Annotated in this window: 13 protein-coding genes; 12 read left to right on the top strand and 1 reads right to left on the bottom strand. The window is 28.7% G+C overall.

What is annotated here, in order from left to right; all coding sequences use genetic code 11:
• Positions 1-29 precede the first annotated feature (29 nt).
• The 6 genes from EPJ79_RS01260 to uvrA all read left to right on the top strand — a co-directional run bounded on the left by EPJ79_RS01260 (position 30) and on the right by uvrA (position 9,885).
• Entirely contained in the window at positions 30-344 is a 315-nt protein-coding gene (locus EPJ79_RS01260; RefSeq protein WP_147559468.1) for an HPr family phosphocarrier protein, read from the top strand.
• Between the two features lie 76 nt (positions 345-420).
• Positions 421-1,803, top strand: a complete 1,383-nt coding sequence (locus EPJ79_RS01255) for a GntP family permease (RefSeq protein WP_147559467.1) — start codon at positions 421-423, stop codon at positions 1,801-1,803.
• Positions 1,804-1,829: 26 nt separating this feature from the next.
• Positions 1,830-2,264, top strand: a complete 435-nt coding sequence (gene dut / locus EPJ79_RS01250; RefSeq protein ID WP_147528225.1) for a dUTP diphosphatase — start codon at positions 1,830-1,832, stop codon at positions 2,262-2,264.
• 185 nt (positions 2,265-2,449) lie between these two features.
• Complete coding sequence (locus tag EPJ79_RS01245) at positions 2,450-3,265, top strand: hypothetical protein (protein ID WP_147738139.1); 816 nt, start codon at positions 2,450-2,452, stop codon at positions 3,263-3,265.
• A gap of 3 nt (positions 3,266-3,268) precedes the next feature.
• The gene (locus tag EPJ79_RS01240) at positions 3,269-4,018 is read left to right on the top strand and encodes a hypothetical protein (RefSeq protein WP_147738138.1); all 750 of its coding nucleotides are present in this window, start codon (positions 3,269-3,271) and stop codon (positions 4,016-4,018) included.
• Between the two features lie 71 nt (positions 4,019-4,089).
• Positions 4,090-9,885, top strand: a complete 5,796-nt coding sequence (gene uvrA / locus EPJ79_RS01235) for an excinuclease ABC subunit UvrA (protein WP_147738137.1) — start codon at positions 4,090-4,092, stop codon at positions 9,883-9,885.
• A gap of 2 nt (positions 9,886-9,887) precedes the next feature.
• Here uvrA and EPJ79_RS01230 read toward each other — a convergent pair whose 3' ends face one another.
• Positions 9,888-10,547: an RluA family pseudouridine synthase gene (locus EPJ79_RS01230; protein WP_147738136.1), complete on the bottom strand. Its 660-nt coding sequence runs from the start codon at positions 10,545-10,547 to the stop codon at positions 9,888-9,890.
• A 305-nt stretch (positions 10,548-10,852) separates the two neighbouring features.
• Here EPJ79_RS01230 and EPJ79_RS01225 point away from each other — a divergent pair, with 305 nt between their 5' ends.
• From EPJ79_RS01225 to EPJ79_RS01205, 6 genes are all read left to right on the top strand, one after another.
• Positions 10,853-11,161 (top strand): hypothetical protein, encoded by a 309-nt coding sequence (locus EPJ79_RS01225; protein WP_147717368.1) that lies wholly within the window; start codon positions 10,853-10,855, stop codon positions 11,159-11,161.
• Positions 11,162-11,181: 20 nt separating this feature from the next.
• On the top strand, positions 11,182-11,892 hold the full coding sequence (locus tag EPJ79_RS01220) for a hypothetical protein (protein ID WP_147738135.1): 711 nt from the start codon (positions 11,182-11,184) through the stop codon (positions 11,890-11,892).
• Positions 11,889-12,578, top strand: coding sequence for a hypothetical protein (locus EPJ79_RS01215; RefSeq protein ID WP_147738134.1), 690 nt, complete (start codon positions 11,889-11,891; stop codon positions 12,576-12,578). Before EPJ79_RS01220 ends, EPJ79_RS01215 begins: the two co-directional genes overlap by 4 nt.
• A 2-nt stretch (positions 12,579-12,580) precedes the next feature.
• A complete protein-coding gene (locus tag EPJ79_RS01210; protein WP_147738133.1) occupies positions 12,581-13,777 on the top strand; it encodes an MBL fold metallo-hydrolase in 1,197 nt (398 codons plus the stop codon).
• Between the two features lie 43 nt (positions 13,778-13,820).
• On the top strand, positions 13,821-13,988 hold the full coding sequence (locus EPJ79_RS11475; RefSeq protein WP_158634340.1) for a hypothetical protein: 168 nt from the start codon (positions 13,821-13,823) through the stop codon (positions 13,986-13,988).
• Positions 13,989-14,129: 141 nt separating this feature from the next.
• Positions 14,130-15,542: a leucine-rich repeat domain-containing protein gene (locus EPJ79_RS01205; protein ID WP_147738132.1), complete on the top strand. Its 1,413-nt coding sequence runs from the start codon at positions 14,130-14,132 to the stop codon at positions 15,540-15,542.
• Positions 15,543-15,623: the final 81 nt, after the last annotated feature.

Below are 15,623 nucleotides of genomic sequence, written 5' to 3'. Positions count from 1 at the left end.
TAAAGAAAAACGGGAGATAATTATTTATTATGACATTAAACAATGTTGTAACCATAAAAAGTAAAAACGGCATGCATTTAAGACCAGCAGGCATTTTATCTCAAATATCGAGCAAATCGGAATATTCAGATATAGGCATATTTTTGCTTTATAACGGAGTAAGGGCGGATGCAAAAAGCGTATTTAATATAATGGGACTTGGGGCTTTTCAAGGAGCGAATTTAATACTTGAAATAGAATACGAAGACGGAATGGAAGAGATTGCAAAAAACGCCGAAAAAGAATTAATTGATTTTTTTGAAGAAGGCTATATTAACGCCGAAGTTCCAGAAGAAGAAGAATAATTTTTTAAATAATAATTTTAAAAAATAAGTTATTGCAAAATATAGATTATAAAAAATAATATTTTAAGGATATTCAATGATAGGTTATTTCACTATAATTATACTCGTCATATCCATAGCCTCTCTTATGATTTTAACTATGAAATTTCAAGTTAATCCTTTTATAGCTATGATTTTAGTCGCGATATTTTTAGCTTTTACTTTATATATACCGCCAAATAGAGAAACGGATTCTATTACCGAAGTGTCGGCATTAATAGGAAAAGGTTTTGGATACGCTTTAGCAAATGTCGGAATAATTATAGTTTTGGGAAGCATTATAGGAAATATACTCGAAATGTCAGGCGCAGCATTAAAAATGGGCGAAGTTATAATAAAAATAGTCGGCAAATATCATCCCGCTATTGCAATGAATATACTTGGTTTTATAGTTTCAATTCCCGTTTTCTGCGATTCTGGTTATTTAATTTTAACTCCTTTAAGAAAGGTTGTGGCGAAAAAAACGGGCGCTTCTCCCGTAGCTTTATCAATAGCTTTATCGACAGGGCTTTATACTTCGCATGCTTTAATTCCGCCAACTCCAGGACCCGCCGCTATGGTTAATTTATTTAATTTGCAAGAAGATATATTAGCGGTAATTATAATCGGTTTAATAGTGGCAATTCCAACTTCTTTAATTGGCGCTTTATACGGAATATTTATTTCAAAATATATACAAAAGCCAAATTATGTTGATAAATCGCCGACTTACGAAACTTTAATAAGCGATATCGGCGAACTTCCGCCCGCTTATAAATCTTTCGCTCCGATTTTTATTCCTATAATATTAATGGCAATGGGAACTATAGTTAGATTTATGCCTACAAAATTTGACGAAAGCGTTTTAGAAAATATATTTATATTTTTAGGCGAACCTTCAATGGCTTTGTTTATCGGCTTTTTAGTTTCTCTTTCTCTTACGCATAAATTTAATAAAGAAGAAATTCATTTATGGATTGGCGATGGAATAGCAAGCTCGGGAAGAATATTGGCTATTGTAGGCGCTAGCGGAGCATTTGCAGAAGTATTAAAATCTACCGATTTAGTAAATTCTATACCTCAATTAAATAATTTAATTTCTTCGCCAAGTTTAGGGCTTGTATTTCTTTTTGCAATATCGTCTTTGCTTAAAATAATTTTAGGTTCTTCGACTATAGCGGTTATAACGGTTTCCACTTTATTCGCTCCGTATTTAAATATTTTAGGATATACGACAATAATATCTAAAGTATTGGTTTTAATGGCAATCGGCGCTGGTTCTATGGTTGTATCGCATGCAAATGATAGTTATTTTTGGATAGTCGTGGAATTATCGGGCTTAAAAATAAAAGACGCTTATAAGGCGAGAACGCTTGCAACTTTAGTTCAAGGACTAACGGCTTTAATTATTATTATGGTAATTTCATTTTTATTTAGATAATTTATAAAGACAAGGAAAAAATATTTATGTTAAAAATTAAAGTAATTAATAAATCGAAAAATCCTTTGCCTAAATATCAAACTGCTGGCGCATCGGGATTGGATTTGCATGCTAATGTCGAAGAGCCTATAATTTTGAAAAAAAACGATATAGTTTTAGTGCCAACGGGATTATATATAGAAATTCCCGAAGGATACGAGGCGCAAGTGAGGAGCAGAAGTTCTTTAGCTTTAAAACATGGAATATTTTGTTTAAACTCTCCCGCTACAATAGACAGCGATTATAGAGGAGAGATAAAAATTATTTTGGCTTCTTTAAGCGAAGAGCCTTTTACTATTAATTTTAGAGATAGAATCGCCCAAATTGTTTTTGCAAAAGTGGAAAAAGCGGAATTTGAAGAGGTTGAAAGTTTATCTCAATCGATTAGAGGCGAAGGCGGTTTTGGAAGCACGAATAAATAATTAAAAACAATTAATTTTTTAACTTTTTTAAAAAATAGTTGTTATAATAAGTAGGAGATTTAAAAAATTGTCATTTATGAATAATTAATTGAAACTATTGAAAAAGTTTTAATATATTATGTAATAATGACGAAATTATTAATAAATGTATTGAATAATTTTTTAAAAGTCGTATAATTGAAATTATGAAAAGTTTATTTAAGTTATTTTTTATATCGATATTATTTTTTAATATTATGTTTACTATATCATGCGGACTTCCCGATATTACAAGCATATATCAAGAAATGAATCAGCCTTTTATTACGAAACTTATACCAGGACCTAATAAAGTAACCGTTGAATTTCAAGCCCAAAATAATGAGCCTGCTTTTAGCGGTTATAATATATATTTTGGAGATAGCGTAAATCCTCAAAAATATAAATTATACAATCAGCAAAAAACTCGCCCGACAATTATAAATAAAAATTCACAAAATATAACTTCGTATAGTTATACAATAGGAGTTGGAAGTTATTATTCTACGGGAGGAGATAGCGAAGTCACAACTTTAACCGCATCGGAAATTCAAAACGGAATTCCTATTTATGTATGGGTGAGCGCCTATCAAATAACGCCGCAAAACGAAAGTATTTATTATTTTGATTATGCTCAAATGGCTACTCCTAGAGAGGAAAATACGGGAAGCTTTTCTTCGGGAAATATTACAAGTGGAGGTAAAACATTAGCAACCGTAGGAACAAGCGGAGGAAATTTAACTTTTCAAAACGGGGGCGGAATTCAATCTCGTTCGGCATCTTCGTTGTATGAAGTAACGATTCCTCCAGAAAGCGGATATTCAACTGCAGCTTTAACCGTTGAAGCAAATAAATTATATTTAACGAAGACAGTGGACGGAGGAAAAAATTATTATGGTAAAATATTTGTAAAAAGCGTTAGCGGGACAACTGCAACGGTAGATTATTGCCTTCAGACAGCCGCGGATGTATTAAGCTATTAATTTATGAAAAAGATTATTTTTTTTATATCAATATTATTTATATTTATCTCTTGCTCAAACGAACTTATTACGGTAGTTGACGAATATAATCCGCCTTACGGAATAAAAGCTATTCCAGGAAATAATTCAATAAGTATTAGTTTTTGGTCGGGAATTTTAGCTTCCGATTTCGTGGGATTTAATATATACATTAAACAAGGCAATTCTAGTTTTACTCAACCTACGGACGCTATAAAAAATAATTTGGGCGGTTATCCTACCGTAGCAAATTCAACTCATACAAGGACTAATTTTACAATACAAGTGCCGCCTACTCAAACAGGACAAACTTATCAAAACGGCACTTTATATTATGTTACCGTAACCGCTTATGGCACAAACGATTTGACTGATACTAAATATATAGAAACTAAAATAAACGCTATAGTTCCCGTTATTCCGAGAACGGAAGGCAATGGCACGGGAAATACAATAACTGCAAACAGTCAAACCGTTGGCACTATAGATAAAACTCAAAATTTAGTTACAGCGAGCGGAGGTTGGAAACTTCAATATTTCGGACCTCAAAGCGATTTTAACGCGGTTGTAGTAATTACAAATAAGAATTTTTACGAAAAAGACGCTTACTCTCTTAACGGACTTTATATATTTTCAAATACGGGACAATCTGCTTTGGCTAAAGTTTGGTTAAATTCAAGTAGCGGTTATCGTTGGGCTTATCATAATCAAGCTTCGCAATGGAACGGTATTTAATAATTCTTTGTTTTTATATAAAATCTATGTTATAATATATCGATTATTTCTTTTACTTAAAAGGCTTTAAAATGAACGATTCTATTGAAATTAGAGGAGCTAAAGAGCATAACCTTAAAAATATATCGCTTTCTATTCCTCATAAAACTTTAACTACTTTAACGGGAGTTTCGGGAAGCGGAAAATCGTCTCTTGCTTTCGATACAATATTTAAAGAAGGACAGAGAAGATATTTAGAATCTTTATCCGCTTATGCAAGGCAATTTTTGGGAGTAATGGCAAAAGCCGATGTGGAGCATATAGAAGGATTATCGCCGACAATATCGATAGACCAAAAGAGCGTAAATAAAAATCCTCGCTCAACCGTTGGCACGGTAACTGAAATATACGATTTTTTTAGATTATTATTTGCAAGATTAGGAACGCCTTATTGTTCAAAATGCGGACATAAAATTTCAAAACAGAGCGAGGACCAAATAGCGCAAACTATTTTAAGAGATTTTAAAGATAAAAGAATTTTAATTTTAGCGCCGATAGTTAGAGATAGAAAGGGAGAATATAGAAAAGAAATAGAAGAAGTAAAAAATGCGGGCTATCAAAGAATAAGAATAGACAATATCGTTTATAAATTTGAAGACGATATAATTCCCGAACTCAAAAGATACGAAAAACATACTTTAGAAATAGTTATAGATAGAATTAAAGCGGAAGATAAATATTTATCGCGCATAACGGACGATATTGAAAGAGCTATAAGAATAACTAAAGGTTTAGTGGCGTTTTACGAAGAGCATGAAATTATTGAAGAAGAAAATTCAACCGAAGAAAAAACTAAAAGAAAAAAAACTAAAATAAGCAAACAATCGGAAATAGACAAATATTATAGATTATATACAACCGAGCGTTCTTGCGCAAACTGCGGGCATTCAATAGCCGACATAGAGCCAAATTTATTTTCGTTTAATAATCCTATGGGCGCTTGTTCTATATGCGGCGGTTTAGGAGTAGAACATATATTTACGGAAAAACATATAATAAGAGATGAAAATTTGAATATTTACGAAGGCGCTTTAAGTTGCTTTGTTGACAATCATATCGGTTTTGATATGGAATACGGTTTTGAAGAATTGGAGATAATAGCGAAAATTTACAATATAAACTTAAAAAATGCTTGGAAGGATTTGAGCAAAAATGAAAAAAAATATTTATTATACGGAAGCGATAAAGAGGTTAAATGGAAAAAAAGATTTTGGTATCATAGTAAAATAGTCGAAGAGAAAATTCCTGGAATTCTTACAAGATTAAAATACGATTACGAAACTTATAAAATATCTTATTATGCAAATTTTATGGATGAAGTTGAATGTCCGAAATGCAAAGGAAAGAGAATAAACGAAGACGCTTTAGCCGTTAAATTTGACGGAAAAACTATAGCCGATTTTTCTTCTATGACTATTGAAGATTTATTTAATTATTTTTCAAAATTAAAATTAAAACCAAACGAAGAGATTATAGGAAAACCGATTATAAAAGAAATTATTTATAGATTAACTTTTTTAGTTAAAGTCGGACTTACTTATTTGACGATTGAAAGAGCCTCCCCTACCCTTTCGGGCGGCGAATCTCAAAGAATAAGATTAGCCTCTCAAATTGGAAGCGGACTCGAAGGCGTTTTATATGTATTGGACGAGCCTTCTATTGGACTTCATCAATCGGATAATAAAAAACTTATAGAATCGTTAAAAACTTTAAGAGATAAAAATAATACGGTTATAGTAGTAGAACATGATAAAGAAACTATGGAAGAATCGGATTATTTAATCGATATAGGATTAGACGCGGGAGTTTCGGGCGGCAATATAGTTGGAATTGGAAATTTTAACGAGTTTATAAAATCTGAAAAATCTTATACGGCAAAATATTTACGAGGCGAAGACGATATTCCAATTCCAAAAACGAGACGGGAAGGAAACGGAAAATTTTTAAAAATAATCGGAGCTTCGCAATTTAACTTAAAAAATATAGATGTTAAAATTCCTTTAGGTTTATTTTTAGTAGTAAGCGGATTATCAGGAAGCGGAAAATCTACTTTGATTGATAATATATTAATGAGAGCTTTGCATAATCATTTTTATGGAAAAACTTTTAATGTAGGAAAGCATAAAAAAATTGAAGGTTTTGAAAATATAGATAAAGTTATAGAAGTTGACCAATCGCCAATCGGAAGAACGCCAAGAAGCAATCCCGCTACTTATACTAAAGTTTTATCGCCTATAAGAGATTTATTCGCGGCTACTAAACTTTCAAAAATGCGAGGATACGATAAAGGCAGATTTTCATTTAATGTAAAAACAGGAAGATGTCCGACTTGCGAAGGAGCGGGTTTAATAGAATTAGAGATGCAATTTCTTTCAAATGTTCTTGTGCCTTGCGAAGAATGCGCGGGAAAAAGATTTAACGCCGAAACTTTGGATATTAAATATAAGAATAAAAATATTTACGAAGTTTTGGAGTTAACCGTATCGGAAGCGATAGAATTTTTTGACGGAATAACTTCAATAACAAGAATATTAAAAATAATGGAAGATATAGGATTAGGTTATATAAAATTAGGACAACCTTCCACAACTCTATCGGGAGGCGAAGCTCAAAGAATAAAATTAGCGAGCGAACTTCATAAAATATCTACGGGAAACACTTTATATATTTTAGACGAGCCGACTACGGGGCTTCATTTTGAAGATATAAAAAAATTACTCAAAGCGCTTGATAAATTGGTTGAAAAAGGAAATACGGTTATAGTTGTAGAGCATAATTTGGATGTTATAAAATGCGCCGATTATATAATCGATATGGGACCTTTAAGCGGAGATAAAGGCGGAAGAATAGTAGCCGAAGGAAAGCCCGAAGAAATAATAAAAGTTAAAGAATCATTAACGGGAAAAGAATTAAAAGCTGTATTAAAACAAAAAACCAAAATAAAAGATAATTCTAAAAAAATATTAAAATCTAAAAATGATATTGAAGAAAGTTATCTTATAATAAAAGGAGCGAATAAACATAATTTAAAAAATATAAGTTTAACTTTGCCTAAAAATAAAATAAATGTGATAACGGGAGTTTCGGGAAGCGGAAAAACTTCTTTAGCTTTTGAAACTATATTTAAAGAAGGACAGAGAAGATTTGTAGAATCGCTTTCAACCTATGCAAGAAGATTTTTAGGAAGATTTGAAGATGCAAAAGTCGATAAAATAGAAGGATTAGCTCCAGCAATAGCTATAGACCAAAAAAATGTTAGCAGAAATCCTCGCTCTACAGTCGCTACGGTTACAGAAATATACGATTATTTTAGATTAATATTTGCAAGAGTTTCGACTCCGCATTGTCCATATTGCGCAGACAAAGATAACTTAAAAGCGGAAAGCCCTTCAATGCTTGCAACCGAAATATCTCAAACTATGGAAAATTATAAATTAATGATTATCTCTCCGATTTATCATAGTTCTCTTAATCATAGATTTGCTTTTAATTCAAGCGATAATATTTCTATAGCCGATATAATAAAAAAAATAAGAGACGCGGGATATATCAGAATACAAATAAACTCTTCCGATTATATTATTGACGATATTACCGAAGAGAAAATAAAAGAATTATCAAAAGAAGAAATTTATTCTATTGGAATAGTTATAGACAGAATAGTCGCGGGAAAAGATAAAAGAGCGAGAATTTCGGATGCGATTGAAAAAGCTATGGATTTATCGGGAGGGATTGTTCATATAAAAGCAAATTACGGAATAATGATAAGAGAGAGTTTTCACACAAAATTTCCAGCTTGTTTGCTTCATGGAATATTATTTAATTTTGAAATAACGCCAAGACATTTTTCTTTTAATTCGCATTGGGGTTATTGCCCAGAATGTAAAGGATTAGGAAGTAAGCCAGCTTTCAGTATCGATTTGGCTATTAAAGATAAAACTAAACCTTTATTAAACGGAGCTTTGGACAATATGCTTCATAATATGTTTTCAACGCATGGAAAATATTATACCGATTCTTTATTTAGAATGCTTAAAAGAAACGGAATCGGAAAAAAAGAATTGGAAGAAATTCCTTTTAATCAACTTGACAAAGAGATTATAAATATTTTCTTTTTTGGAGGAGAAAGCGCCGTAGGAAATGTTATAGAATATTGGCATTTGAATAACGATATTACAAGCGAAGATTATTCAGAGTGGAAAGATAAATCTCTATCTAAATTTTTTATAGATGAAATTTGTCCCAAATGTAATGGAGAGCGATTAAACGAAATAGTAAGAGCCTATACGATAGACAAAAAAAATATAAGTCAAGTCGCTTCAATGACTGTTGAAAGCGCGTCTCAATTTTTTAATAAACTTCCGTTAATTTTAAGCGAGAGAGAAAATATTATTTCAAAAGAAGCTATAAAAGAAATTAAAACAAGATTAAATTTTTTAGATAAAGTCGGACTTAATTATTTGTCTTTAGATAGAAGATATTCTACTCTATCGGGAGGCGAAGCTCAAAGAATAAGACTTGCAAGTCAGCTTGGCTCAAAACTCACGGGCGTTTTATATGTATTGGACGAGCCAACCGTAGGACTTCATCCTAAAGATACGGGGCATTTGCTTGAAACATTAAAAGAATTGAGAGATTTAAAAAATACTTTAGTTATAGTAGAACATGACAGAGATACAATGAAATCAGCCGACAATATAATCGATATGGGACCTTATGCGGGAGCTTTTGGAGGTGAGGTTATTTTTGAAGGAAAATTTAACGATATTATAAAAAATAAAAAATCTTTAACGGGAGAATATTTAAGCGGAATAAAAAAAGTATTTGATAAAAACATTGTAAGAAAAGAAAATACGGAGATGATAAAATTAAAAAATGTTTCTACAAATAATTTAAAAAATATAGATATTGAAATTCCTTTAAAAAAAATAGTCGTTGTTACGGGAGTTTCGGGAAGCGGAAAATCGTCTCTTATAATCGACACGCTCTATCCCGCGCTTAAAAAAAGAAAATTAAATCAATATTCAAAATACGAAAGTGCGTATATTCCCGATATAATTTCAGACACTATTTTAGTAGACCAAATTTCAATAGTAGGTTCGATTAGAAGCACTTTAATAAGCTATAGTAAAGTATTCGATAAAATAAGAAATATATTCGCCAAAACTCAAATAGCAAGAGCTAAAGGATTTTCTGCGGGAAGATTTTCTTATAACGGAAAAGAAGGAAGATGTAATATTTGCGAAGGAAAAGGAATAAGAAAAATTGCAATGCATTTTTTATCGGATATGGAAATTATATGCGAAGCCTGCGGAGGAAAAAGATATAACGATGAAACTTTATCGGTTAGATTTAAATCTTTGAATATAGCCGAAGTTTTGGAGCTTACCGTTGATGAAGCTTTAAAATTTTTTGACTTTGATAAATCGATTACAAAAACTTTATCGGTTATGAGCGAAGTGGGATTGGGTTATATAAAACTCTCTCAAAGATTAGACACTTTTTCGGGTGGAGAATTACAACGATTAAAACTTTCAACCGAACTTTCAAAAAAACAATACGGAGAACATATAGTTTATATACTTGATGAACCGACTACGGGACTTCATTTTGACGATGTTAATAAACTTTTAATAGCGTTAAATAAACTTGTAGACAAAGGGCATAGCGTTATAATTATAGAACATAATCCCGATGTTATAAGAGCTGCCGATTATATAATAGATTTAGGATTAGACGGCGGATTAAACGGAGGCGAGATAATAGCGAAAGGAACTGTTGAAGAAATTCTTGAAATGAAAAAAGGCTATACTTGGAAATATATTTAATTTTAGTTTTTTGCATTATCTAATAATTTTAATCTGCTTAAAAATTCATTATTATAATTTACGATTATATCAATATTCTTTTTTGTAATCGGATGAATAAAATGAATTTCTTTTGAAATAAGAGCGAAACCTTTCATTTTATATATTTTAGCGTTTTTAGAATATATTTTATCTCCAATAATAGAATGCCCGATATATGACAAATGAACTCTAATTTGATGCGTTCTGCCCGTAATAGGATTTAATTCTAAAAGAGTATGTCCTTTTAATCTTTTCAATACTTTATAATTTGTTATCGCATTCTCTCCGCCCTCTTTTACTTTCAAAGGAATTCTTTTATTAGGATTTTTCTTATCTTTGCCAATAGAAATATCTATAGTTCCTCTATTATTTTTTATAATTCCTTCGACTATCGCATGATATATTTTATTTATATTTCTGTTTTTAAAAGCGTCTTCAAAATATTTTTTTGTATTCTCTTCTCTCGCAAGTAAAACTATTCCCGAAGTAAATTTATCTATTCTATGAACCAAATAAAGATTTTCTATTTTTTGATTTTCTTTTTTAATTAATTTGATTAAATTATCGTCTACTTCAATTCCCGATTCTTTATATATGGCTATAAAATATTTGTCTTCATAAATAATATTAACAGTATTCATTTAATTTATATTATATTAAAATTAATATTTTTTAAATAAAACGCTTGACAAAAATTTAATTAATGTTATAATAATGCTATTATGAATAACGATTTATACTATATTTTTGACGCTTGCCTTGCCTTGCCTTGCCTTGCCTTGCCTTGCCTTGCAAGTATTCTATAATTTAAATAAATTAAATTTAGTTATATCAATTTTAAAAAATATTATGCTTATCTATGGCATATTTAATATATATTTAATAATTTTGTATAAATTTAATATTTTAATAAATAATCAAAAATTTAAGGAGAATAATTAAGATTATGGAAGATACAGGAAATAATAAAGATATTATTTATTATTATGTAGGATTTGCAATAATATTTATTATTGGCACAATACTTTTAGTATTTTATAGCGAGGATTTTGCTTGGTATTATTCTTTACCTATGGTGATTGGTTCGATAGTTTTCTTATTTTTACCTACTACACTACCGCCAGAAAGTAAATTTAGGTGCATTATTCCAATTTTTTCCGCTATATTTCAAATATTATCAATAGTATTAATTGTATTTGTATTTTTATACGCTTTGTTTAGCGCATCTTCCCCTAAAAAGAAGCGTAAAAAATAAATTAAAAATGGAGTTAAAAAATGGCTAACGGATACAAAAAAGACGAAATAATAAATAAACTTGAAAACTTAAAAGATATTTCAACTTTATACAAAGAAGATTTTATTAACTATAGAGGCGATACAACAGACACAAAAGAAAAATATACGGAAGTTATAGCCGAATGGTTAATAAAAAATTTTAATTTATTTGATAATATAAAGAAAATAACCCGTCAATCTTCTTATAAAGTTGATACGCATGACGGAAAACATAATAATCAAAATTCTAATCGTTTGGAAGAGATAATGGCGATTGAGATTTTTAATCAAAAATCGCTCAATATTCTTGGAAAAGTATTAGATTATCAAACTCCGTTAAAAAATGAACGGGACGACAAAGCGGGAAAAATTGATATAGTCTCTTATAATAAAGATATTAAAACCGTTTACCTTTTGGAATTAAAAAAGGAAGATAACGAAGAAACTATGCTTCGTTGCGTTTTAGAAATTTTTACATATTCTAAAACTTTAGACAAAGATAAATTTTTAGAAGATTTTAATTTGTCAAAAGATACAAAAATTAAAGCTTCGCCTTTAGTATTTTTCAATGGTTCTCAATATAAGGAAATGTCGGGTAGCGATAATAAATATTTAAAAGAGTTAATTAAAAAACTTGAGATAGAATTATTTTATATTTCTAAAAATAATAATTCTGAATATAACATTACAAAAGGAGAAAATAACTTATGAATAAAATAAACGCTGAAACATTATTTGGAGGAATTTTTAGCATTATTTCGGTTATAGCAGCTATAATTGAAATGGCTTTAAATAATTACGAAACGGTTTATATTGCGGGAGCGATAAAAGATATTTCCGCCACTATGCTTGCCGTTATGCTTTTATTTTTAGTTTTTAAAAATTTCTATGTTAAAAAAATAGTAGATTTTGAAGGTAGATTAAAAAATAAATTAAATCAATGGGAAGAAGATAATAAAACCGTCATAGTAAAAAGCAAAATCGATAAAACTGGATTTTACGGTTTCGATATGTTTACCGATATGAATAATTTTTATAAAGGCTGTGATTTTTCAAAAAATTCGGGTTGGTTTGTTAGATTTCCTGAAATAAAAGAAGAAAATTATAATCATAAAGATATAAAAATAGATTTTCATTTAAATAAAGGAACTTTCTTTGAAGGAATGGCATTAAATGACGAAGAATTAGAACCTCGTTATGAAAAGATAGCCAATAATATTATTGATTATATAAGAATGATATATAGTGCGGAAATATCAAAAATCTTTTATAAAAATCACACGATTACTATTACAATGTCTAACCCAATTCAAACGGACGAAGAAATTGATTCTTTAATAAGAATTTTAGATAGTATGATTAAAGCTTATTTGGTTTCCGCAAATATAAAATTATAATTATGAATATTAGTATTATTAGAGGACAAAATCAAATTGGAGGAAATATCATAGAAATTTGCTCTAAAAATACAAAAATAATTTTAGATACGGGAAGCGAATTGCAAGAAAAAATACCAAAAGTTCCCGATATAAAAGGATTATTCCAAGATAAACCAAATTACGATGCGGTTTTAATTTCGCATTATCATAGCGACCATATAGGACTAATTAATAATATACTTCCAAATATTCCAATTTTTATGGGAGAAAAATGTTATCATATTTATAAAACTGCAAACGAATATTTAGGAAATAAAACGGTTAAAATATCGAATTTTTTGCAATCCGAGAAAGAATTTGATATTAGAGATATAAAAGTAAAACCTATTTTATGCGACCACTCCGCTTTTGATTCTTATATGATTTTATTATATTTAGAAAATAAAAAAGTTCTTTACACGGGAGATTTTAGAGCTAACGGTAGAAAAAGCTTTTACTCATTATTAAATAAACTTGAAAAAGTAGATATACTCATAACCGAAGGCACTACAGTTACGAGAGAAAATTCAAAATCTTATAGTGAAAAAAGTTTAGAAAAACATGCGATTGATATTATAAAAAATAATAACGCTCCAATTTTTGCGTTAATGTCGTCCGTTAATATCGATAGAATTGTCACTTTTTATAAAGTCGCTAAAAATACAAATCGTTTGTTTTTAGAAGATGTTTATATGTCGAGCATAACTTCCGCTTCGGGAAATAATATTCCAAATCCGAAAGATTTTGAAAATGTAAAAGTATTTTTAACCATTCCTACAGAAAAAAATTATTCGATATTAAAAGAATATAAAGATAAAAAGATAGGCAGAAAAGAAATATTAAAAAGAAAATTCATTATGTGCGTTCGCTCGTCTATGGAAAATTATTTAGAAAAACTGTCAAAAGAAATATCTTTTAATGGCGGAATTCTATTTTATTCCATGTGGAAAGGTTATTTAGAAAATGACGAGATGAAACAATTTATAAATTTTATGAAAGAAAAGGAGGTGAAAATAATTAAATTACATACAAGCGGACATGCGGATGTAAAAACGATAGACGCTTTAATTAAAAAAACTGAACCCGAATATATAATTCCCATTCACACAGAAAATGCAAAATGGTTTGAAAGATATTCAGGTAGCAAAATTATTCATGATTATCAATATAATTTTTGATAATAGATAAAAACAAAAAAATAAAAATTACGGAGGAGCAAATATGCTTACTGAAATGAAAATTAAAACTATGATTAAGGAGCTTGAGAAAAACAATAAGGAGATTAGCAAAATTCGAGAATCTATCGATGATTTTATTGAAAACAAAAACAGGCTTATCGAAAGATTGGAAAAAGAAAACGAAAAAATAATGAAAGAACTTACAAGATAAACGCGGTTTTTTGATTTAATTTTTTAGTAAAACTATAAATATAGTTTATATAATAAGATTTATATTTGAGTAATGCCATAATTTGAAAATATATTAATTATGGCATTTGTAATTTTATATAATGATTAAGGATTTTATATTATGAAAAATACGACAATTAAAAAAGAAACTTTGACTGATAAAGATTTTGAAATAATTAAAAAATGGATTAAAGACAACGGTATAAAATATTTAGGAGATTATAAAATAGTAGATTATAAAAAGATTACAAAAGAAAAATTATTAAATCTCACTTATTTTACTATTAATTATGATTATATTCCAAAAGAATTTTTTAAACTTAAAAATATTAAAAAATTAATTATAATAAATAGAGAAACCATTCCCGAAGAAATATATAATTTGAAAAATTTAGAAGAACTTATTATAGTCGGCTCAAAACGGGGAGTTAAAATTGACAAGTTGTCAGAAGGAATAAATAAATTGAAAAAATTAAAAGGAGTTCGTTTAGCCCATAATAACCTTACGGAATTTCCAAAAGAATTATGCGATTTAGTTAATTTAGAATATCTTGAGTTTAGCTCTGATGAGATTGATAAACTGCCAAAAGATATATCTAAATTAAGAAATTTGAAGGAACTTAAATTAGACAGTAGTAGATTAAAAAGTTTACCAGATGAAATAGGCAATTTAGAAAATTTAGAAATACTGAATATAAATTGCAATAAAATAAGAATATTACCCAGAAATATAGCAAAGCTTAAAAAATTGAAAGAACTTAATTCATATTTTAACAATTTAAAAGAGTTGCCAGAAGAATTATGCAATTTAATTAATTTACGAAAACTCGATTTAAGCGGTAATAAATTAAATAATTTACCCAAAGATATAGCTAAATTAAAAAAATTGAAAGAACTTGATTTAAGAGATAATAAATTAAAAAGTTTGCCAGAAGGAATATGCGATTTGGAAAATTTAGAAATATTGGATATAGATAGGAATGAAATAAAAATATTTCCTAAAAATATGGCAAAACTTAAGAACTTAAAAGAGCTTGATTTTTCTAATAAGGATTTAGCGGAATTCCCAAAAGAATTATGCAATTTAATTAATTTACGAAAACTCGATTTAAGCGGTAATAAATTAAATAATTTACCCAAAGATATAGAAAAACTTAAAAAGTTAAAGGAGCTTGATTTATCTTTTAATAATTTAACAGAATTGCCAGAAAAATTATATAATTTAAAAAATTTAAAAGTATTAAATATATCCGATAATAAAATCAAAAATTTAAGTGAGAAAATATCTAATTTAAATAAATTAAAAGATTTGGATGCAAGCCGTAATAAATTAAAGAAATTACCTAAAAATATTAATAAACTTAAAAAATTGAACACAATTTATTTAGCGGATAATAAATTTAAAGAATTCCCAAAAGAATTATGCAGTTTGATTAATTTAAAAGAAATAGATTTAAGTTTAAATAAAATTAAAAAAGCGCCTAAAAACATTACAAATATTAAAAAGCTTGAAAAGTTGGATATTTCTAATTGATATCGGGTTTTTTATAAGAGTTTTTGTTCACAATACAAAGCATATTTATATCTAAACTTAAAAAATATATTGAAAAAAATT

The organism is Brachyspira aalborgi, assembly GCF_008016455.1.
GTDB classification, from domain to species: Bacteria; Spirochaetota; Brachyspiria; order Brachyspirales; family Brachyspiraceae; genus Brachyspira; species Brachyspira aalborgi.
The sequence above is the reverse complement of the archived record's forward strand: the minus strand, read 5'-3'. Positions and strand labels throughout refer to the sequence as shown.

Bases quoted from the DNA above. Each gene is read 5' to 3' on its own strand.
- EPJ79_RS01220 (WP_147738135.1), top strand. From the start codon at position 11,182: ATGGCTAACGGATACAAAAAAGACGAAATAATAAATAAACTTGAAAAC.
- EPJ79_RS01255 (WP_147559467.1), top strand. From the start codon at position 421: ATGATAGGTTATTTCACTATAATTATACTCGTCATATCCATAGCCTCT.
- EPJ79_RS01215 (WP_147738134.1), top strand. From the start codon at position 11,889: ATGAATAAAATAAACGCTGAAACATTATTTGGAGGAATTTTTAGCATT.
- EPJ79_RS01245 (WP_147738139.1), top strand. From the start codon at position 2,450: ATGAAAAGTTTATTTAAGTTATTTTTTATATCGATATTATTTTTTAAT.
- EPJ79_RS01210 (WP_147738133.1), top strand. From the start codon at position 12,581: ATGAATATTAGTATTATTAGAGGACAAAATCAAATTGGAGGAAATATC.
- EPJ79_RS01260 (WP_147559468.1), top strand. From the start codon at position 30: ATGACATTAAACAATGTTGTAACCATAAAAAGTAAAAACGGCATGCAT.
- dut (WP_147528225.1), top strand. From the start codon at position 1,830: ATGTTAAAAATTAAAGTAATTAATAAATCGAAAAATCCTTTGCCTAAA.
- EPJ79_RS01225 (WP_147717368.1), top strand. From the start codon at position 10,853: ATGGAAGATACAGGAAATAATAAAGATATTATTTATTATTATGTAGGA.
- EPJ79_RS01205 (WP_147738132.1), top strand. From the start codon at position 14,130: ATGAAAAATACGACAATTAAAAAAGAAACTTTGACTGATAAAGATTTT.
- EPJ79_RS01230 (WP_147738136.1), bottom strand. From the start codon at position 10,547: ATGAATACTGTTAATATTATTTATGAAGACAAATATTTTATAGCCATA.
- EPJ79_RS01240 (WP_147738138.1), top strand. From the start codon at position 3,269: ATGAAAAAGATTATTTTTTTTATATCAATATTATTTATATTTATCTCT.
- EPJ79_RS11475 (WP_158634340.1), top strand. From the start codon at position 13,821: ATGCTTACTGAAATGAAAATTAAAACTATGATTAAGGAGCTTGAGAAA.
- uvrA (WP_147738137.1), top strand. From the start codon at position 4,090: ATGAACGATTCTATTGAAATTAGAGGAGCTAAAGAGCATAACCTTAAA.